Origin of the sequence: Novosphingobium sediminicola, assembly GCF_014196525.1 — a bacterium.
GTDB classification, from domain to species: Bacteria; Pseudomonadota; Alphaproteobacteria; order Sphingomonadales; family Sphingomonadaceae; genus Novosphingobium; species Novosphingobium sediminicola.
In genome coordinates, this window is the sequence record NZ_JACIDX010000010.1 from 95163 (window position 1) to 114930 (window position 19768).

Consider the following 19768-nt stretch of genomic DNA (forward strand, 5'->3'; position numbering starts at 1 on the left):
CACGGAATTATCCCAGAGCAGCCTGCTTTTCCTCAGCCAGACGATCGAGTTCGGCGCGCGACATTTTCTGCGCCGAGGTCTTCAATTGCCCGCAGGCCGCATCAATGTCGCGCCCGCGCGGGGTGCGCACGGGGGCCGAAATGCCGGCTTCGAAGATGATGTTCGAAAACTGGCGGATGCGTTCGGGCGTGCTGCATTCGTAAATCGCGCCCGGCCATGGGTTGAACGGGATCAGGTTCACCTTGGCGGGCAGATTGTACTGACGCAGCAGGCGCACCAGTTCGCGGGCATGCTCGTCGGTGTCGTTCTTGTCCTTCAGCATCACATATTCAAACGTGATGCGGCGCGAATTGGACGCACCGGGATAATCCGCACAGGCCTGAAGCAGCTCTTCAATGCCATATTTGCGGTTGATCGGCACGATCTCGTCGCGCACCTCCTTGGTGACGGCATGGAGCGAAACGGCCAGATTGACGCCGATTTCCTCGCCGCACTGGGCCATCATCGGCACAACGCCGCTGGTGGACAGGGTGATGCGCCGCTTGGACAAAGCCAGCCCATCGCCATCCATCACCAGCTTCAGCGCGCCCTTCACATTGTCGAAATTATACAGCGGTTCGCCCATGCCCATCATCACGATGTTGGTCAGCAAACGACCATCGGGCGAATAGCCGCCCTCATCATCGACCAGTTCGTCGGTCAGCGCGGCAAGGTCGGCCTGACCCGCCTTGGGCCATTCGCCCAGAGCATCGCGCGCCAGCATGACCTGTCCCACGATCTCGCCCGGCGTCAGATTGCGCACCAGGCGCATCGTGCCGGTGTGGCAGAAGCGGCAATTGAGCGTGCAGCCGACCTGCGAAGAAACGCACAAAGTCCCGCGATCAGCATCGGGGATGAACACCATTTCGAATTCATGCCCGTCATCGGTGCGCAGCAGCCATTTGCGGGTGCCGTCCTCGCTGTGCTGCGAGACGACGATTTCCGGACGACCGATCACGAAACGCTCGGCCATCCAAGGGCGCATGGTCTTGGCAATATCGGTCATCGCGTCAAAATCGGTGACGCCGCGATGATAGATCCAGTGATAGACCTGCTTGGCGCGCAGCTTGGCCTGCTTGGGCTCAAGCCCCGCCTCGGCAAAGATTTCGGCGATGCGCGGGCGCGGCAGGCCCAGCAGATCGACGCGGCCATCGGCGCGCGCGGTAATGTCGCGCGCGGTCACAACGGGGTCGATATGGCCCGCAATCGGCATCGACGTGGGCAGGGGAGAATTGGGAAGGGGGGTGTCCATAGCCGCGCCCATAGCGGCGAATCGGTCAAAATGCTACCCTGACGCCTTATCGCCCTGCACAGCCCAGCGCAGCCGCATCAATCGCGGTGGCCGCGCCGGGCAATGTGTATTGATCGGCGAAGAGCCGCCCCGCGCCGTCGCGCGATGAAACGGTCATGATCTCGCCCGAACGCATTGCGGCCACGATGGCGGCCTCCATCCGCGCATCGGCGGCCCATGCGTCGATCCCGCCGCCGGTCAGCCGGTAATGCTGGCCCCCCAGCGACAATTGCGCGCCCGCGCCCGGCTGCATCCGGCGCGAGAGGCGGAAATGGACCTGTCCGCGCACGCCCTTTTTGGGCCACAGGCCAACATCGGCATAGGCGTCGACTTCGGCTTTGGTGGTCTTTTCCGGCATGGCGATGGCATAGCAGCGCGGAATGCCCGCATCGCGAAACGCCCCCCATGCGCCAAACATGCCCAAGGCATCACGGGCATCGGCAGGCGCGGCGCCCAAGGCGAAGAGGCAAAGAAAAAAGGCCGGGCGTTTCATCACCCGGCCTCCTTTAATCATGCGGCGATACCGGATCAATCCAGTTACGTCAGTCCAGTTCCCAGGCCCGCTCGCCATGCGAGGTGATGTCGAGGCCTTCGCGCTCGTCATCCTCGGTGGCGCGCATCGGCATGATCTTGCCCAGCACCATGGCCAGAACATAGGAAATCACCGCCGACCATGCCGCCGTCACGCCCACGCCCACGGCCTGAGCCACGAACTGATGGCCCATCGACCCGCCTGCGGCATATCCCGTGCCGCCCAGCGCCGGGCTCATCGCCACGGCAAGACCGAGCGAGCCGATCATCCCGCCCACGCCATGAACGGCGAACACGTCGAGCGAATCGTCGATCTTCCAACGCTGCTTGACCAACTGGATCATCGCATAGCACACGCAGGCGCCCGCCAGACCAAACACCGCCGCCGCGCCGGGCGCGATCATGCCCGCCGCCGGGGTGACGGTGGCCAGACCTGCCACGGCGCCCGTGGCAAAGCCAACGCTGGTCGGCTTGCCCACATGGGCCGCTTCGATGCCGATCCATACCAGCGCCGCTGCGCAGGCCGCTGTATGGGTGTTGAGGATCGCGCTGGCCGCCGCTGCGCTGCCCGTCAGCGCGCTGCCGCCGTTAAAGCCGAACCAGCCGACCCAGAGCAGACCCGCGCCCAGCATGGTCAGCGCGGGCGAATGGGGCAGCATCAGCGTCTTGGGAAAACCTGTCCGCGCGCCCAGCACCCAAGCGGCCACCAGCGCCGAAACGCCCGCCGTGGTATGGACGACAATGCCGCCTGCAAAATCGAGCGTGCCATAGCCGGTGCTCATCCAGCCGCCGCCCCAGATCCAATGCGCAACCGGCGCATAGACCAGCAGGCCCCAAGCCCCGCAAAAAGCCACGACCCAGCCAAAGCGTGCGCGGTCCACCCAGGCGCCCGCCATCAGCGCAGGCGTGATCGCGGCAAAGCAAAGCTGGAACAGCGCAAAGGTGTTTTCCGGCAGCGTCGTGCCGGCGCGCACCGGCGCCAGATGGGCCAGACCCAGACCCGACAGGCCCCCGATCCAGCCATTCGTCACCGGTCCAAACGCCAGCGCATAGCCCACCAGCACCCAGACCAGCGAGGCCACCGCCGTGATGACGCCCACCTGCACCATCACCGACAGGAAATTCTTGGCCCGCACCAGACCGCCATAGAACAGCGACAGGCCCGGCAGACACATCAACAGCACCAGCGCGCTGGAGATCAGGATCCATACCGTATCGGCGGCATTTGCGCCGGTTGCGGTCTGGGCCAAAGCAGGTGTGGGGCACAGCAAGGCAGCCGCCATAAGGCTGCGACGATGCTTTGCCCAAAGGCCGGTCGGCCGATGGCGCATGGTATGTCTCCTAAGCCAGCGCCATCCGATCCCGGCGCTTTCCTCCGTCAGGCGCCTTAGATGCGAAAGTTTCCTGCGCGCAAGAGCGAAAATGGAGAGTATTTATTACCTGTCGGGCGCTTCAGGGGGCGGGGGGATAGGTTATCACCATCACTTCCCACTCTTTTTCGCCCCCCGGCAGGGCCACGCGGCGCAAATCGCCCAACCCCGCCCCGCGCAGCGCCCGCGAAATCGGCGCCGACCATCCGATCAGCCCCTTGCTGGCATCCTGCTCATCATCGCCGACAAAGGTCAGATGCTTGCGATTGTCATCTTCATCGGCAATTTCCACGGTGGCACCGAACCAGACGCGGCCGCGATCCTCCTGCCGCGCAGGGTCGACCACGCGGCAGGCCTTCATGCGGCGGGCCAGATGGGCCAGTTCGCGGTCGATCTCGCGCATCCGCTTGCGGCCATAGAGATAGTCGCCATTTTCCGACCGGTCGCCATTGCCTGCGGCCCAACTGACGATTTCGACAATCGCAGGGCGTTCGGAGCCCAACAGATGATCGTAACGCGCACGCAGCGCCGCCATGCCCGCAGGCGTGATCGGCGGGCCTTCGCCGGGGGCTTTGGGGGCGGCAGGCTTGGGGGCGGGGCGCATGTTTCTCATGGGCGGGGCATAGGGTCAGGCCTGCGCCCAAGGCAAGGGTTCAGAACGGCAATTCCCCCAGATCGGGCGCGACCCATCCGCGCCGCGCCGCCACGCTGAACAGTGTCTCCCGCCGCCAATAGGCCAGTGGCCAGTCGCTTTTGCCCAGATCGCCTGCCAGCAGGGCGGCGAGAATTTGTGACAAAGGCGTGTCATTCTCATGACGCGCCATCTCGGAGCGCGCAGCACGTAGCGAGGCAATGGTGATCGTTTCATGATAGCCCGAGGTGTCATCATTCACCCCGCCCACTGATTCATTATAGGCGCGGATCGCTGCCCCCATCGCCCGCGGTTCAGCAATTTCAGGACGATAGCGCAAAAGCCAGAGCGCGGCGGCCCAATGCGCGCCATGGGTCCATTGCTCCTTGGGCAGGCGGCGTTCGACCATGCCGCGCGCGATGGCCTCAATACTTTCGTCGTTAAGGGCGCTCGATTCGTTCATGGCACAGGCATGGCATTGCGGCTCGACTGCGTCAAAAAATGGGGATTATGACAGATATTTTGTCATAATCCTTCCGATACTTGGCCGCCGGCCGGCCCTGTGCCGCCTATTTGTGACAATCGGCTGACATAAAAGTGTCATCATAGCGTCATAGTTGACGCCGAATTGTCACATACGGGAATCGCAAAAGTGCAGCGCAACACATTTCATGCCGTGGCCGTGGGGGCGGCCAAGGCGCTTCTGGCCCTGGCGTCGATCACGCCCGCCGCCGCCATGGCCAGCGATGCCCAGCATTGGGAAATCGCCACGGCGACCGCCAATCTGGGTGATGGCTGGCGCGCGTCGGCGGAAAACATCACCCGTTTCAGCCAGACGCGCGGCTTTTACGAACTCGAACAGAACCTGATGCTGGGCCATGAGATCGGCGACAAGGGCGGGCCGCTGGGAATGGTGTTCTACCTCGGCTATACCCATGATCCGCAATATGCCCATGGCAATTTTACCATCATGGAGCATCGTTTCCGCCAGCAATTGAGCTTTGACCGTCTGCTGACGCTGGGCCCGGTGCGGATTTCAGGCCGTATGCGGGTGGAACAGCGCTGGCGCGAGGGGATCACCGGTACGGCATGGCGTTTGCGCCCCTATATCAAGGCCACGATGCCGGTGGTGGGCAAGGTCATGCTGGTGGCCGCGCATGAGAGCTTCATCGACGCCAACCGCAACGGATTTCAGCGCTTGGGTGGAGAGGAGCGGATGCGCAATTCGCTGGGGTTCAACATGCCGCTCAATCGCCGGGTCAATCTCGAACTGGGCTATCTGAACCAGCACGGCTTTGTGCCGGGCGGCAAGGATACCAATGACAATGCCGCGACGCTGGAGATCAAGGCGAATTTCTGACGACTTGCTCAAGGCGTCCGGGGCGGGCAAACCGGACGCCATGCTGCAAACCTATCTTGCCTATGGCCAATGGGCCAACCGGATCCTCATTGATCGCCTGACCGACCTGCCGGACGCGGTGCTGGATGCGCCGCAGCCGGTCGTGTTCGGCTCAATCCGGCGCACCTATCACCATCTGCTGGTGATCGCGCAGGTCTGGCAGGCGCATCTGCTGGGCCGCCCCCATGGCTATACCAGCCGCGATCCCGGCCATCCGCCGCCCATGGCGCAGATCGGCGCGGCGCTGGCGGAACTGGATGCATGGTTCCTTGATTACGGCGCTGGGCTGAAACCCGAGGCGCGCACGCAGGTGGTCCATTTCACTTTCATCGGCGGCGGGGATGGCGCGATGACGCAAGAGGCCATCCTGACCCATATCGTCAATCACGCTACCTATCACCGGGGCCATATCGTTGCCATGCTGAACGGGGCGGGGATCAGCATGGCGAACAGTGATATGCCGGTTTTCCTTACTGCCCCGGCCTGACCGGCTGGACCACCGGCGATGAGGTAAAGCTCGGCTGCGGCCCATAGCTGGGCGCGGGCGTCCCCACCGGCATCCCTGACGGAGCAGGCACCCCCATCGGCGCAGGCATGACCGCAGGTGGCGGAGGCGGGGCAGGGCGCGGGTCCTTCAGATAATGGCTGAGCGGATTGGCGCCCTTATAGGCCGCATGGTCGGGATACATTGCCTCGTAAGTGACGGCGTTTTCCAGCACATGGGCGACATAGGATCGGGTTTCGCTGAATGGGATCTTCTCGATCCATTCGACCCATTCCGGCCCGCCCGGCATACGCGGATCACCGCGTGATGCGATCCATTTGTTCACATTGCCCGGTCCGGCATTATAGGCCGCCACCGCCAGCGGATAGGACCCGCGATAGGAGGACACCAGCCGCTGGAAATAGGCATTGCCCAGCGTGGTGTTATACAAAGGATCGTCGATCAGCGCCTGTGTCGATGAAGGCAGGCCAAGCCGCCGCGCCTGCTCGGCCGCCGTTCCCGGCATCAATTGCATCAAGCCGCGCGCGCCCGTGCGCGACATGGCGTTCTGGCTGAACTGGCTTTCCTGGCGCGAGATGGCGTGGATCCATGTCCAGTCGCTGCCCGGAGGCGTTGGGGTGATGGGGAAAGCGGAATCGCGGAAATTGTTAAAACCTGCGTTCTCCGCCGCCTGTCCCACGATCACCGCCAGATCGCGCCGACCCAAGGCGCGAGCCAGGTCGGCCACCAGTGTGAAATCGGCCTCGACCTTGGCCTGATTGGCGATTTCGCGGAAAAAACGGATCGTGGTTTGCCATTCGGCATCACGGGCCACTTCGCGCACGGCCTGAGTGATCGGGCGGGCGGCAAAGTCGCGGGCCTGCGCATGGGTGGGCGCGGCTCGGCGTCCGTCGTGCAACGGCGGGATCGGCAGGCCCAGACGCTCCAGCGCCAAAAGCCCGTGGAACTGATCGGGGAATTGCGCGGCCCAGCGGTAATATTCAAACGCGCCATTGGTCTGCCCCACGCTGTCCAGCGCTCGGCCTGCCCAGTAATAGCCCTTGGCGCGGGTCATGGGGGTGCGTGCCGCATGGGCGTAATTATAGAACAGTTGCGCCGCCCCTTCCGGGTTGCGCAATTGCCAGAGCGCGGTGGTGCCCCCCAGCCACATCAGCGAGGTGTAATCGTCGCGCACGCCAAAGGCCATTTGCGCGATCTCGCTGCCCTCGGGGAAGCCTTCGGTGGCGCCTTGCGCGATGCGCAGCGAATCGGAAGGCCCGCCCGCGCGCGCTGCGGCCAGCAGCACCCCCGTCCAGCGGCGCGGATCGAGCGCCGGGCGCGCCAGCGGCGGGCGGGTGGCCAGCAGGCTGGCGGCCTCGGCCCCGCGCCCGCGCCGGATCAGATAGCGCGCCCGGTCCACCAGATAGCCCGGATCGGAGAGCATTTCGGGCGTGGCGGCCATCAGCGCCGGAGCAGAGGCCGGAGTTGGGGCTGAGGGAGCAACAAGGCCGGGATTGGCCTCGGCGGTGATACGGGCCATTTCGGCCTGTTCATCGGCAGTGCGCGCGGTGGCGGCAACCTGTTCAATCGCATCGGGGCCGACCATCGGGGTTTCCACCCCCGCGCCCTGCTGTATGGCCAGACGGGCCTGCGCCACGGCCCAGCGGGTCTGCGATGCGCGGGTCAACGCGCGCGCGGCCTGCGCGGTCGATCCGTCCCAGAGCAGAGCCTCAAGCCGCGAATCATGATCGGTCTGGGCGAATCTGTCGCCCCAGCGCGAGAGAATCGCCGCCTCAGCCGCATCGCTCATCGCCCCGCCGCGCCATGCCGCGCGGGCCATATCGGCCGCATCGCGCGCCCGGCCCTCGGCCGCCAGCGCCAGCGCATATTGCGCGCGCGCCGGATTTGTCAGCGGGGGAAAGCGATCGAACAGTGCCACGATCCGGGCCGAGGATACGTTCTGGATCGCCAGCGATTTTTCCGCCGCGCGGCGCAAGCTCTCCTCCAGAGGAAAGCCCGGCCATGCCAGCACAAAGCCCGCATAGGCGTCAAAGCCCTGATTTTCCGTGCCGATCAGCGATTTCCACCGGGCAATGGCCGGAGCCACAGCGCCCGGCGCGCTGGCTTTCAATTCGGCGCGGGCGCGGTCCCATTCGGCGCCCTCCTGACATTGCGCAGGCACGGACAGAACCGCCATCGCCAGCAGAGCCAGCGAGGCTATCCGGCGCCGACGGCGCGCAGAGGTGGATTTCGAACGGGGCATCATGGTGCTGGACACGATGGCCTATGGCTCCTTATCAGGCGTTGCGATAGTAGGCGCCGGCCCATGGCGCGGCAGGCGTAATGCCATGCCGCCTATAGGTGGGCGATGAAAGAGGATAAAGTCGATGTTTTCCGGTTCCATACCCGCTCTGGTGACACCTTTTCGCGATGGAGCGTTTGACGAGCCGACTTTCCGCCGTTTGGTGGACTGGCAGATCGAGAACGGTTCGAGCGCTTTGGTGCCTTGCGGGACGACGGGGGAAAATTCCACCCTGTCGAATGCCGAACACCACCGCGTGATCGAGGTCTGCATCGAGCAGGCCGCAGGGCGCGTGCCGGTGATCGCCGGTTGCGGCAGCAATGATACGCAAAACGCCTTGTTGCACATGACTTTTTCCAAGAAATGCGGGGCCGCCGCCGCGCTGCTCGTCGCGCCCTATTATAACCGTCCTTCGCAGGAAGGGTTGCTCGCCCATTTCTCCTATCTGGCCGAACATATCGACCTGCCGATCGTGCTGTACAATGTGCCGGCGCGCACCGTCACCGATATCAAGCCGGAAACCGTGATCGAACTGGCGCGTCGATTCCCGCAGCGGATCATCGGCATCAAGGACGCCAGCGGCGATCTGTCGCGCGTGACCGATCACCGCATGGGCATCAGCAAGGACTTCTGCCAGCTTTCGGGCGACGATGAGCTGGCGCTGCCCTTCAGCGCGGCGGGCGGGGTCGGCTGCATTTCGGTGACGGCCAATGTCGCGCCGCGCCTGTGCGCCGATTTTCAGGCGGCCTGCGCGGCGGGCAATCTGGCCGAGGCGCGCCGGTTGAACGATCTGCTCTATCCGCTGCACTATGCCATGTTCGAGGATGCCTCGCCGGGACCGGTGAAGTATGCCTTGTCCAAGGTGTTCGAAGGCTTTGGCGCGGAGCTGCGCTTGCCGCTGGTGCCTTGCAATGAAGGTGCGCGCAAGGCGGTGGATGCGGCTTTGGTGCATGCCGGGTTGGTGAGGTGATTTAATCCGGCGGGCGTTTAAGGCGCCTCCGGCGGGCAAAGGGTCTTGACCCTTTGCAATCCCATGAATGGGTTTGGGCGGCTTCGTTGCGTGTGCAGCGGGGCCGTCTTTTTTGGCCTGCGGCGCGGGGATGATCGGGCCGCAGGCTTTTTATTTGAAACGCTGCGTCCGACACTTTGTCGTCGAACCCATGGCGCAACGCAGACAGTAATGGGAGCGCGAGGTCTAGACCCTCGCATCTTTACCCCTTTCTTACACACTTGTGTAATTCACTAACATTCGTTATCATCTCCCTCACGCCGCCAAAGAGCGCGAATCCAAGAGAGAGGAGCAGATAATGGCCACCATCACCCATGACGCGCTGGAGGACCAGCAGCGGCAGGCGCCTGCCCTGATCCGCTATCTGGCGCCGGGGGATTTCGTCACCCGCCGCTATGTTCGCGCGGGGGCAGAGATCAACACCGGCGAATATCGCGATTACGAGGCGGTGGTGCGAGATGGCATGCCGATCCGCGATCACTTCGCCTTTGACACGCATGGCTTCATGATCGGCAAGGGGGCCAGCGCGGTCGAGGATTTCTGGAACCGCGACGAGGTGAACGAAAAATATCACGCCGAGGCCGCGCAGATCATTCGCAACCTGACCGGGGCCGACCGGGTGGCCACGCAGGGTTGGATGATCCGCACCAGCGCTGATCTTTCGACTCGTGCGCAAGAAAAGACCGAAAATTATCAACATGCCGGTGGCATTCAGCCCCCCGCGGGCGAAGCCCATGTCGATTACAATACGCTGACTGGCCAAAAGGCAGCGGCCCGGATGCATGAACAGCATTTCGGATCGCGCGATGGCTATCGCCGCTTCTGCTGTGTCTCGCTGTGGCGTACCTTTTCGCCCGGGCCGCAGGATTGGCCGCTGGCGGTGTGTGACGGGCGTTCGGTGGCTGATTCCGAGGGCGTCTCAAATACGCTCTTCGTGGTCGATGAGTTCCCGGTGGGCGATGCTCTTACCGCGCCGGTGGAGGGCGAGGATCAGATGATCGCGGCCTATATTTTCCGCCAAAATCCGGCGCATCGCTGGTGGTATTTTTCGAATATGAGCCGCGATGATGTGCTCTTGTTCAAATTTCACGACAGCGATCACGCCTGCACCTGGCGCTGTCCGCACACGGCCTTTCACGACACCAGTCTGCCCGGTGTCCAAATTCGTGCGAGCATCGAATTGCGCGCGGTTGCCTATTGGGATTGATGGTCGATCTTGCTCTTCGCGATGCCCAAAAGGGCAATAAACTCATCGCTAACTATTGGCGAATCTGGGCTTTTGATCGGGCCTTAGTGGATCACATGGTAGCGATGGGGTAAATTTGGTTTTACGACGAATTCTCAACTATTGTGCGAAAAATCCGAACGGTTCCTGAATAAATTACCCCTTATAGAGGGAAAACAGGTTAAACAGCTTGATTTCCCAACGAATGTGGAATTGCCAAGGGGCATGTCGGAAACGCGCCAGACTTTAGAACAGCGTCGCAATCGCAATTATGAGGAAACACACCGCCAGCTAGTAGAGCGGGCGGTGGGACTGATAGGGCGCGATGGTGTCGAATCCTTAACCGTGGCAACGCTTGCGCGTGATGCCCGAATGAACCGTTCGACGGTATATTATCATTTTGACAGTCGCGAATCATTGTTGGCGGCCGCCAAGGAATGGTTCGGGGCAAGATTGGGCGAAATGATGGTCGCGCCCGGCGATTCGCAAACATGGCTGGAAAAGGCCGTTCATTCTTCGCTGAGCAACCCCGAATTGATGCATGAATGGGTTATGGATCTGGTCAATGACACGCCGATCCATCGCAATTTTCCCCGCTGGGACGATCTGGTTGAACTGGCTTCGCGCTCGCCCCAAGTGGTGCGCCATGAGGATGGCAAGGGCGGGCCTTCCGCCGCTCTGCCTCAGGACGCCGAGATCTGGGCCACGATGCTGCTGGCCAGCGTGGTGATGGCGCCGCGCGTGTTCCGCGTGGCGGTCCGCCCCGATCAGGAAGTCGAGCTGGTGTCGCGCCATTATGCGCAATTGCTGCGCAGGATGTTGCAGTCGACCCCGCGTGCCGCAAGATAAGGGATGGGTGCGCCATGAATTGCGACAGATTGCCTTGCGCTTTCACTTGGCGTTCAGCCAGACGCTGGTTATAGGCCAATCCATGTCTAAGCCCAGCATCAGCCTGTCGCCGCGTGTTGTCCTCCTTGCCTGTGCCGTTGGCGCGATGGCGATCACCGGCGGTTGCGCCGGGCGGGGCAAGAAGCCCAAGGATACCGCCTATGTCGCGCGCGACGTCGATTCGCTCTATCTGGAGGCGAAGAAGCGTCTGGATCAGGGCGAGGACAAGACCGCTGCGGCCCTGTTCGACGAGGTGGAGCGTCAGCACCCCTACAGCCCCTGGGCACGCCGCGCACAGTTGATGAGCGCGTTTTCCTATTATTCGGCGCGCGATTACGCCAAGTCGGTGCAGTCGGCGCAGCGCTTCCTTTCGATCCATCCGGGCAACAAGGACGCGCCTTACGCCTATTACCTGATCGCGATGAGCTATTACGAGCAGATCAGCGACGTCAGCCGCGATCAGAAGATCACGCTTCAGGCGCTCTCGGCGCTTAATGACGTGGTGCGCCGCTATCCCAATACGCGCTATGCCACCGATGCGCGGCTCAAGGTCGATCTGGTGAACGACCATCTGGCCGGCAAGGAAATGGATATTGGCCGCTTTTACGAGCGTTCGGGCCGCTGGCTGGCCGCCGACATCCGTTTCCGCAATGTGATCGACAAATATCAGACGACCAGCCACACCGCCGAGGCGCTGTTCCGTCTGGTGGAAACCAATCTGGCGCTGGGCATTCCGGCTGAGGCGCAGAAATACGCCGCCGTGCTGGGCGCGAACTATCCGGGCAGCGAGTGGTATGAGAAGGCCTATGCGATGATGGGCAAATATGCCCCCGGCACCAAGGTCAGCTGATCGTTTGAAACGACGGTTTTGCAAAGGCCCGCGCCCGCAAAGGCGCGGGCCTTTTGCGTTGAAACGCCGGGGGAGGGGCATATCTGTGTAAGACACCGTGGAATGTCTAACCCGGTGATTGACATTTTCTTCGGATGAGCGCTGTTATGCCGCCGCCATGCTATCGCAGAAAACCCGCTATACGATCCGCGCGCTTCAGCACCTGGCTGACCTATGGCAGCAGGGTCCGATTCGGCTCGACGCGATTGCCGAGGCGCAGAATATCCCGCGCAAGTTCCTCACCGTGATCCTGTCGGAAATGGTGCGCGAAGGGCTGGTGATCAGCCATCGCGGCCGCGAGGGCGGCTATGAACTGGCGCTGGCGCCATGCGATATCCGCTATGGCGACATCATCCGAATTACGCGGGGCAGTCTGGCGCTGGTGCCCTGTGCGAGCCGGTTTGCCCACGAACACTGCGCCAATTGCCTGCCCGAGGTTGATTGCCGCTTGCGCGGGCTGATGCTAGCCGTGCGCGACGAAATGGCCGCGATGCTCGACCGGCTGACTTTGGCTGACCCGATTTTGGTCGAACCGCCCTTTGCCGACCCGCCCGAAGAATCCCCGGCCGAGGCTGCGGAATAGGGACTTACCCTAATTGGAGCCCAAGCCGCGATGGTTCATACCGACGGCGAAGGGCTGGTCCGATATGAGCGAATTGCGCAAGATTACCGCGCAGGATCAAGGTGAGCGGTTTGATGAAGCCGCCAACGCCCAATTGGCGCGTGATGTGCTGGAAGCGCAGAGCGCGGCGCCCCGGCTGCTGCTGCATCCTGATGGGCCCGAGTTGCTGGACGTCCATCAGGACGACCGCGCCATCCATATCGAACACTGGCTCATCATGGGCGTCTGGCTGACCACGATTGTGGTCTCGCTCTGGCGGTTCCTGCTTTGAAAGCATAGACGCGCCGCTTTGCTTCGGCTAGAACGCCTAGCGAACATGCTTAGCCATCTTTCCATTCGCAACATCGTGTTGATCGAGGCGCTTGATCTGGCTTTCGCGCCGGGCCTTGGCGTGCTTACGGGCGAGACGGGGGCGGGCAAGTCGATCCTGCTCGATGCTCTTGGCCTGATTCTGGGTATGAGGGCCGATAGCGGGTTGGTGCGCGCGGGCGCCGATCTGGCCAGCGTGACCGCCTCGTTCGAGCCCGGTGCGCTGCATGACGCGGTGGCGCAAACGCTGGCCGATGCGGGCGTGGAGGTGGAGCCGGGCGAGCCGATCCTGATCCGGCGTCAGATCAAGGCCGATGGCGGCTCCAAGGCCTTCATCAACGATCAGCCTGCCAGCGTGGCCCTGCTGCGCGAGGTGGCGCCCTATCTGGTCGAAATTCATGGGCAGCATGATGATCGCGGGCTGGTCAATCCGCGCGGGCATCGGGCCTTGCTCGACCGTTATGCGCGGGTGGATACCGCCGCGATGGAGGGGGCGTGGAAGGCCTGGGGGCATGCCGAGGCCAAGCTGGCCAAGACGCGCGCCGGCATCGCCAAGGCGGCTGAAGATCGCGAACTTTATCAGGCGCATGTGGCCGAACTGGAAGCTCTTTCGCCTCAGGCGGGCGAGGAAGAGGAACTGGCCGGCGAACGCGCGACGATGCAGAAGGGCGAGCGTCTGGCGGGCGATCTGGCCGCGGTGCAGCAGGTGTTTGCCGGATCGCATTCCCCGCTGGCCGAATTGCGCGTTGCGGCGCGGCGGCTTGATCGGATCGCGGGTGAACATGCCTTGCTCGAAGAAGTGCTGGCGGCGCTCGACCGGGCGATGATCGAGGCCGACGACGCCGAGGACAAGCTGAACCGGGCGCTCGATGCGCTGGCGTTTGATCCGCTGGCGCTGGACCGGGTGGAAACGCGCCTGTTCGACCTGCGCGCGGCGGGGCGCAAGCATAGCTGCGCGGTCGAGGAATTACCCGCCAAGCTGGAGGAAATGCGCAGCGCCTTGAGCGCGATTGAGGGCGGCGAGGCAGAGGTCGCCGCGCTGGAGCAGGCGGCGGCCAAGGCGCGCGCGGCATGGCTGAAACTGGCCGAGGCGGCGAGCAAGGCGCGCAGCGAAGCGGCGCTGAGGCTGGATGCGGCGGTCAAGGCCGAACTCGCGCCGCTGAAGCTGGATGCGGCGCGGTTTCGCACCGATGTGGCCCGGCTTGATGAAGCCCAGTGGGGGGCATCGGGCATGGATCGCGTCGAATTCATGATCGCCACCAATCCCGGCGCGGATTTCGCACCGCTGGCCAAGATTGCTTCGGGCGGTGAATTGTCGCGTTTTATCCTCGCGTTAAAGGTCGCTCTTGCCGAAGAGGGTGGGGCGGCCACGATGATCTTCGACGAAATCGACCGGGGCGTAGGCGGCGCGGTGGCGCAGGCCATTGGCGAGCGTCTGGCGCGGCTTGCCTCCACGGGGCAGTTGCTGGCCGTGACTCACAGCCCGCAGGTCGCGGCGCGCGGGGGGCAGCATTACTTTATCGCCAAATCCTCCGATGGGTTGGTGACGCGGACGGGGGTTGTTCTGCTTGATGGCGGCGGGCGGCAGGAGGAAATCGCGCGGATGCTGTCGGGCGCGGAGATTACGCCTGAGGCCAGAGCGCAGGCGGATCGGTTGTTGGAGCGGGTTTAGAAGGGTTTTATGCCTCCGGCGGGCAAAGGGTCTTGGACCCTTTGCAATCCCGTTTTTGGGGTGCTTGGTTTGCGGGGTGGCGCTAGGAGGTTGGCAAGCCTGCGGCGCGGAGAGCTTACGCCAAAAGCGCCGCAGGTTTTTAATTTCAAACGCTGCGTCCGACCTCATCCGCTGAACCCATGGCGCAACAAAGGCAGTAATGGGAGCGCGAGGGTCTAGACCCTCGCATTTTCAACACTATCTACCTTTCCATGCATCCCCTCGACCGCCCCTTCTGGACCGCCCTCAACACCCGCCAATCGCATCTCGCCCGCTGGAACCCGGAGCGGATGGCGGCGCGAATCGACCCCGATTACGGCCCCTTCGCCAATGCCGCGCCGGGGCATAATGCCGCGCTGGCCGATCTGCTCACCGGGCCTGAGGATGAAATCTGGCTGGTCGAACCGGGGGAAGTATCTGCCCCCGGCCTGATCGCCAAACTGACCGCGCCTTTGGTGCAGATGGTATCGCAAGACCCGCCGCCAGAGGCTGACTTCACCGGGATTGTCCCGCTTGATGAAACCCATGCCGATCAGATGGCCGCGTTGGCCATCGCGACGAAACCCGGCCCTTGGGGGCCGAAGACCCGCCTTTACGGGCAATTTTACGGCCTTTTCGATGGCGAGCGCCTGATCGCTATGGCGGGCGAACGCGCGCGCCCCGGCGATGGCTGGGCCGAGGTCAGCGGAGTTTGCACCGATCCCGACTATCGCGGGCGAGGGCTGGCGCGTCGGTTGATCCTGCGGGTGATGGCCGGTCTGGCGGAGCGGGGAGACCGGGCCTATCTGCATTCATGGGCGGGCAACGCGGGGGCAATCGCACTTTATGAACAACTCGGTTTCGCCATTCGGCGCCCGATGGTGGCGAGCGTGCTGACGCTGGGCTAAGAGGTGGGCATGACTACGTCCCCATCCTTGCCGAATGAAGCTGAAGCCGCCAATGAACTGATGCGCCTTGCCCGCAAGATCAACCGGGCGAACAAGGCCTATCACCTCAATGACGCGCCCGATATTTCTGATCCGGAATATGACGCGCTGGTGCGTCGCAATGCCGAGCTTGAGGCGGCCTTTCCGCATCTGATCCGCCCCGACAGCCCGACCAACAAGGTGGGCCATGAGGTCGCCGCCTCGCCGCTGGGCAAGGTGGCGCATGAGGTGCGGATGATGAGCCTCGATAATGCGTTTTCTGATGAGGAAGTGGGCGAATTTACTGCGCGCGTGCGGCGGTTTTTGAACCTTGCCGAGGACGTGCCAGTGGCCTTTACGGCCGAGGACAAAATCGATGGTCTCTCGCTCTCGCTGCGCTATGAGCAGGGCAAGTTGGTGCGTGCGGCCACGCGCGGCGATGGGCAGGTGGGCGAGGATGTGACGGCCAATGTCGCGCATATCCTGGATATTCCTCAGGAATTGCACGGCGAGGCGCCCGAGGTTTTCGAGATACGCGGCGAAGTCTATATGGAGCGCGCCGCCTTTGCCGCACTGAACGAGCGGCAGGAACTGGCGGGCGACAAGACCTTTGCCAACCCGCGCAATGCGGCGGCGGGGTCTTTGCGGCAAAAGGATGCGCGGGTCACGGCCTCACGGCCTCTGCGCTTCCTTGCCCATGGCTGGGGCGCGGCCAGCAGCATTCCGGCGAGCAGCCAATGGGCGATGATGGAGCAGATCGCGGCATGGGGCGTGCCGGTTTCGCCATGGCTGCGGCGCTGCGAGGATCTGGCACAGATGTTCGAGCATTATCGCAATATTCAGGTACAGCGACCTGATTTACCTTATGAAATTGACGGCGTGGTTTATAAGGTCGATGACTTCGGCCTTCAGGACCGCCTCGGTTTCGTGGCCAAGGCGCCGCGCTGGGCCATCGCCCGAAAATTCCCCGCCGAGCAGGCCGAGACCACGCTGGAGGCCATCGACATTCAGGTGGGCCGCACGGGCAAGCTGACTCCGGTGGGGCGTCTGGCGCCGGTGCTGGTGGGCGGCGTGACGGTGACGAATGTGACGCTGCACAACCGGGATGAGATCGCGCGTCTGGGCGTGCGGATCGGCGACCGTGTGGTGTTGCAGCGGGCGGGCGATGTGATCCCGCAGGTGGTGGAAAACCTGACCCGTGAGGTTGAACGCCCTGCCTTCGACTTCCCCGATCATTGCCCGGAATGCGGCAGCGAAGCTGTGGCCGAGGAAGGCGAGGTCGATGTGCGTTGCACCGGGGGTCTGATCTGCCCAGCTCAGCGGACCGAACGCCTCAAGCATTTTGTCAGTAGAGGCGCGTTAGATATTGAAGGATTGGGTGAAAAAACGATTCAAGAATTCTTCAACCTTGGCTGGCTGGAAAGTCCGGCGGATATTTTCCGCCTCCGTCGCCGCCGTGCCGATATTGTTGGGCGCGAGGGGTGGCAGGATAAGTCTGTGGATAACCTGTTGGCAGCCATTGAGGCCAAGCGGCAGCCCGATGCGGCTCGGCTGTTGTTTGGTCTCGGCATTCGCCATGTCGGTGCAGTAACGGCGCGCGATTTGTGCAAGCGTTTCGTGACCTTGCCTGCGCTGCGCGAGGTGGCGCAAAAGGCCAACCAGTTGCGCACCGACGAAGATGCGGGCGCGGCTGATTTGCCCGAAGTGGCCGATGCGCGGGCCGAACTGGTGGGGATCGACGGCATCGGCCCCGCTGTGGTCGAGGCGCTGGGCGATTTCTTCCACGAGGCGCATAACGTGGCCGTGTGGGAGGATCTGCTCAGCGAGGTCAGCCCGCCCGATTATGTCGTGGAAACCAAGGCCAGCGAGGTTGGCGGCAAGACGGTGGTGTTCACCGGCAAGCTGGAAACCATGAGCCGGGACGAGGCCAAGGCGCAGGCTGAACGGCTTGGTGCGCGTGCGGCGGGGTCGGTCAGTGCGAAAACCGATCTGGTCGTGGCCGGGCCGGGGGCGGGGTCCAAGCTGGCGCAGGCCGAGAAGCTGGGCATTGCCGTTATTACCGAGGCGGAATGGGCCGAAATTGTCGCGCGGGCGGGGTAAAGCTCCGCTTACAAAATCTTACACACGAAAGCTTTGGCATTCCCCGGCGTTAGGATAGGTTCCCACCCGTCTCATAACAGGTGGGGAGTATCAGATATGTCGAAGGCGTGGATGATCGCGGGCGCTCTGGCGCTGATGGCGCCGGGCGTCGTTTTGGCGCAGGGCAACAAGGCGGCCATCGCGGCGGCTCTGGCCGACAAGGATCGCCCCGAGGCCGATGTGTCGCGCGATGCCGGGCGCAAGCCGGGCGAATTGCTGGCCTTTGCCGGGGTGAAGCCGGGGATGAAGGTGGGCGAATTGCTGCCCGGCGGCGGCTATTTCACGCGCCTGCTGTCCAAGGCGGTGGGGCCCAAGGGTGTGGTCTATATCTGGATGCCCGCCGGTACGCCGCCTGATCGTCTGGCGCGACTCGATCCGATCCTGAAAAACCCGGCCTTCGCCAATGTGAAACTGGTGTTGGGCGAGCAGATCGCGCCGCCCGAAAAGGTCGATCTGATCTGGACCACGCAGAACTATCACGACCTGCACCACACCGGCAAAAGCCCTGAGCCGACCAATGCGGCGGCGCTGGCAGCGCTGAAGCCGGGCGGGACCTATCTGGTGAGCGATCACGCGGCGAAATCGGGTTCGGGCACCACGGATACGGACGCGCTGCATCGCATCGACCCGGAACTGGTCAAGGCCGAGGTGGTCAAGGCAGGGTTCAAATTTGCCGGGGAAAGCAAGGCTCTGGCCAATGCAGAGGACGATCACACCAAGAAGGTGTTCGATCTGCATGACAAGACGGATCAGTTTTTGCTGAAGTTTACCAGGTAAAGGATTTTGCCTCCGGCGGGCCAAGGGACTCGCCCCTTGGCAATCCCGTTTTGGGGTGGCGAGAGATTTGCCAGATTGCGTAATGATTTTGGAAAGCCTGCGGCGCGGAGGCCTTATGCCGGATAGCGCCGCAGGCTTTCAATTTCTAACGGGGCGTCCGACACCCATTGGCCAAACCCATGGCGCAACGCATAAAGTCATGGGAGCGCGAGGGACGAGTCCCTCGCATCATCCTTTCACCACTTCTTCGACCACTCCGCCAAAGCCCCGACCTGCGAAGCATGCACCCGCGCAAAGCTCCGCTTGCGCAGCCACAGGCTTGACCAGTCACCCGAAACCATCCGCGCGGCAAGGCGCATCCCTGCGCGGCGACAGGCCGCGCGCACCTGCGCCTCCTGCGTTTCCAGCAGGCCCGCCAGCAGCAGATGCCCCCCCGGCACCAGCGATTTGGCGAAATCGGGCGCCAGCGAGATCAGCGGCCCGGCAAGAATATTGGCGATCAGCAGGTCATAAGGCCCGCGCGCCTGCAGCACCGGATCGTCCATGCCATCGGCCACGACCATTGTGACCTCGCCCGCGCGGGCGCCCATGGGAAAGCCGTTGACCGCGCAATTATGCTCGACCACGCCGACGCAGGCAGCGTCAATATCGCTGGCCGTGGCATAAGCGCGCGGCCACAATTCCAGCGCGGCAAAGGCCAAAAGGCCTGTGCCGGTGCCGATATCGGCGACATTGCGCGCGATCACACCCTGATCCTTCATATGGCCCAGCATGGTCAAACAGCCGGCCGTGGTTTCATGATGGCCGGTGCCAAAGGCGCGACTGGCGGGAATTTCAAAGGGGATCAGCCCCGGCACAGGTGCATGGTCGGGCGTGTGGACGCAGAATCGCCCCGCCACGATCGGTTCGAGACCTTCCTGGCTGGCCGTGATCCAGTCGATGTCCGGCAGACGTTCGAGGATCAGTTCCGGAGTCGTATCGGCAAATAGCGCGACGACGGCATTTTTATCTGCCTCGTCCGGTTCACGAGGCAGATAGGCCTCCAGCACCCATTCCTCTGGCTTGTCCTTGGCCACTTCGCAGCCCGACAGCACGATCTCGAAATCCCAGTCAAAAGCGTCCTCATGCGCGATCAGCGCCGCCTCGATCTGTTTGCGGGGCCCGAAAACGGTGATTTTCCAGTTTTCGGTGGATTCAGGGCTGTCATTGGCGTCGGTCATGTCCGCGCAGATAGGCGCAAGGCCCGC

General features: G+C 63.2%; 19 protein-coding genes and 1 pseudogene. 13 read left to right on the forward strand and 7 right to left on the reverse strand.

Annotated elements, in window-relative coordinates; translation table 11 throughout:
• Positions 1 to 7 precede the first annotated feature (7 nt).
• From rlmN to GGR38_RS13870, 5 genes are all read right to left on the reverse strand, one after another.
• Entirely contained in the window at positions 8 to 1291 is a 1284-nt protein-coding gene (gene rlmN, locus GGR38_RS13850) for a dual-specificity RNA methyltransferase RlmN (RefSeq protein ID WP_246404672.1), read from the reverse strand.
• Positions 1292 to 1337: 46 nt separating this feature from the next.
• Positions 1338 to 1823, reverse strand: a complete 486-nt coding sequence (locus tag GGR38_RS13855) for a hypothetical protein (RefSeq protein WP_183626506.1) — start codon at positions 1821 to 1823, stop codon at positions 1338 to 1340.
• 49 nt (positions 1824 to 1872) lie between these two features.
• Positions 1873 to 3192 carry an ammonium transporter gene (locus GGR38_RS13860; protein WP_425497059.1) on the reverse strand — a complete coding sequence of 440 codons (1320 nt, stop codon included), beginning with the start codon at positions 3190 to 3192 and terminating at the stop codon, positions 1873 to 1875.
• A 121-nt stretch (positions 3193 to 3313) separates the two neighbouring features.
• On the reverse strand, positions 3314 to 3835 hold the full coding sequence (locus tag GGR38_RS13865) for a GreA/GreB family elongation factor (protein WP_183626679.1): 522 nt from the start codon (positions 3833 to 3835) through the stop codon (positions 3314 to 3316).
• A 49-nt stretch (positions 3836 to 3884) separates the two neighbouring features.
• Positions 3885 to 4325 (reverse strand): hypothetical protein, encoded by a 441-nt coding sequence (locus tag GGR38_RS13870; RefSeq protein ID WP_425497060.1) that lies wholly within the window; start codon positions 4323 to 4325, stop codon positions 3885 to 3887.
• Positions 4326 to 4514: 189 nt separating this feature from the next.
• On the opposite strand from GGR38_RS13870, the gene GGR38_RS13875 reads away from it, so the two are divergent.
• Entirely contained in the window at positions 4515 to 5222 is a 708-nt protein-coding gene (locus GGR38_RS13875) for a DUF2490 domain-containing protein (protein WP_343059104.1), read from the forward strand.
• Between the two features lie 40 nt (positions 5223 to 5262).
• Positions 5263 to 5748: a DinB family protein gene (locus GGR38_RS13880; RefSeq protein ID WP_183626508.1), complete on the forward strand. Its 486-nt coding sequence runs from the start codon at positions 5263 to 5265 to the stop codon at positions 5746 to 5748.
• On the opposite strand, the gene GGR38_RS24550 is transcribed toward GGR38_RS13880, so the two are convergent.
• Positions 5732 to 8023, reverse strand: a complete 2292-nt coding sequence (locus GGR38_RS24550) for a transglycosylase SLT domain-containing protein (protein WP_183626510.1) — start codon at positions 8021 to 8023, stop codon at positions 5732 to 5734. The genes GGR38_RS13880 and GGR38_RS24550 overlap by 17 nt on opposite strands.
• Positions 8024 to 8132: 109 nt before the next feature.
• Between GGR38_RS24550 and dapA the strand changes: the two genes are divergently transcribed.
• The 11 genes and pseudogenes from dapA to GGR38_RS13935 all read left to right on the forward strand — a co-directional run bounded on the left by dapA (position 8133) and on the right by GGR38_RS13935 (position 18521).
• Positions 8133 to 9017 carry a 4-hydroxy-tetrahydrodipicolinate synthase gene (gene dapA / locus GGR38_RS13890; RefSeq protein WP_183626512.1) on the forward strand — a complete coding sequence of 295 codons (885 nt, stop codon included), beginning with the start codon at positions 8133 to 8135 and terminating at the stop codon, positions 9015 to 9017.
• Positions 9018 to 9354: 337 nt separating this feature from the next.
• A complete protein-coding gene (locus GGR38_RS13895) occupies positions 9355 to 10263 on the forward strand; it encodes a CmcJ/NvfI family oxidoreductase (RefSeq protein WP_183626514.1) in 909 nt (302 codons plus the stop codon).
• A 243-nt stretch (positions 10264 to 10506) separates the two neighbouring features.
• Positions 10507 to 10701: pseudogene (locus GGR38_RS24625) on the forward strand (TetR/AcrR family transcriptional regulator); the annotation flags it as partial.
• A gap of 42 nt (positions 10702 to 10743) precedes the next feature.
• Positions 10744 to 11130 (forward strand): hypothetical protein, encoded by a 387-nt coding sequence (locus GGR38_RS13900; RefSeq protein WP_246404675.1) that lies wholly within the window; start codon positions 10744 to 10746, stop codon positions 11128 to 11130.
• Positions 11131 to 11212: 82 nt separating this feature from the next.
• The gene (locus tag GGR38_RS13905) at positions 11213 to 12019 is read left to right on the forward strand and encodes an outer membrane protein assembly factor BamD (protein WP_183626518.1); all 807 of its coding nucleotides are present in this window, start codon (positions 11213 to 11215) and stop codon (positions 12017 to 12019) included.
• 157 nt (positions 12020 to 12176) lie between these two features.
• Positions 12177 to 12641, forward strand: a complete 465-nt coding sequence (locus GGR38_RS13910) for an RrF2 family transcriptional regulator (protein ID WP_183626520.1) — start codon at positions 12177 to 12179, stop codon at positions 12639 to 12641.
• 64 nt (positions 12642 to 12705) lie between these two features.
• The gene (locus GGR38_RS13915) at positions 12706 to 12951 is read left to right on the forward strand and encodes a hypothetical protein (protein ID WP_183626522.1); all 246 of its coding nucleotides are present in this window, start codon (positions 12706 to 12708) and stop codon (positions 12949 to 12951) included.
• 45 nt (positions 12952 to 12996) lie between these two features.
• Positions 12997 to 14661, forward strand: coding sequence for a DNA repair protein RecN (gene recN / locus GGR38_RS13920; protein ID WP_183626524.1), 1665 nt, complete (start codon positions 12997 to 12999; stop codon positions 14659 to 14661).
• A 251-nt stretch (positions 14662 to 14912) separates the two neighbouring features.
• Positions 14913 to 15587, forward strand: coding sequence for a GNAT family N-acetyltransferase (locus tag GGR38_RS13925; protein ID WP_183626526.1), 675 nt, complete (start codon positions 14913 to 14915; stop codon positions 15585 to 15587).
• A gap of 9 nt (positions 15588 to 15596) precedes the next feature.
• The gene (gene ligA / locus GGR38_RS13930) at positions 15597 to 17705 is read left to right on the forward strand and encodes an NAD-dependent DNA ligase LigA (RefSeq protein ID WP_183626528.1); all 2109 of its coding nucleotides are present in this window, start codon (positions 15597 to 15599) and stop codon (positions 17703 to 17705) included.
• Positions 17706 to 17801: 96 nt separating this feature from the next.
• Positions 17802 to 18521 carry a class I SAM-dependent methyltransferase gene (locus GGR38_RS13935; RefSeq protein ID WP_183626529.1) on the forward strand — a complete coding sequence of 240 codons (720 nt, stop codon included), beginning with the start codon at positions 17802 to 17804 and terminating at the stop codon, positions 18519 to 18521.
• Between the two features lie 236 nt (positions 18522 to 18757).
• Here GGR38_RS13935 and GGR38_RS13940 read toward each other — a convergent pair whose 3' ends face one another.
• A complete protein-coding gene (locus GGR38_RS13940; protein WP_183626531.1) occupies positions 18758 to 19741 on the reverse strand; it encodes a 50S ribosomal protein L11 methyltransferase in 984 nt (327 codons plus the stop codon).
• Positions 19742 to 19768: the final 27 nt, after the last annotated feature.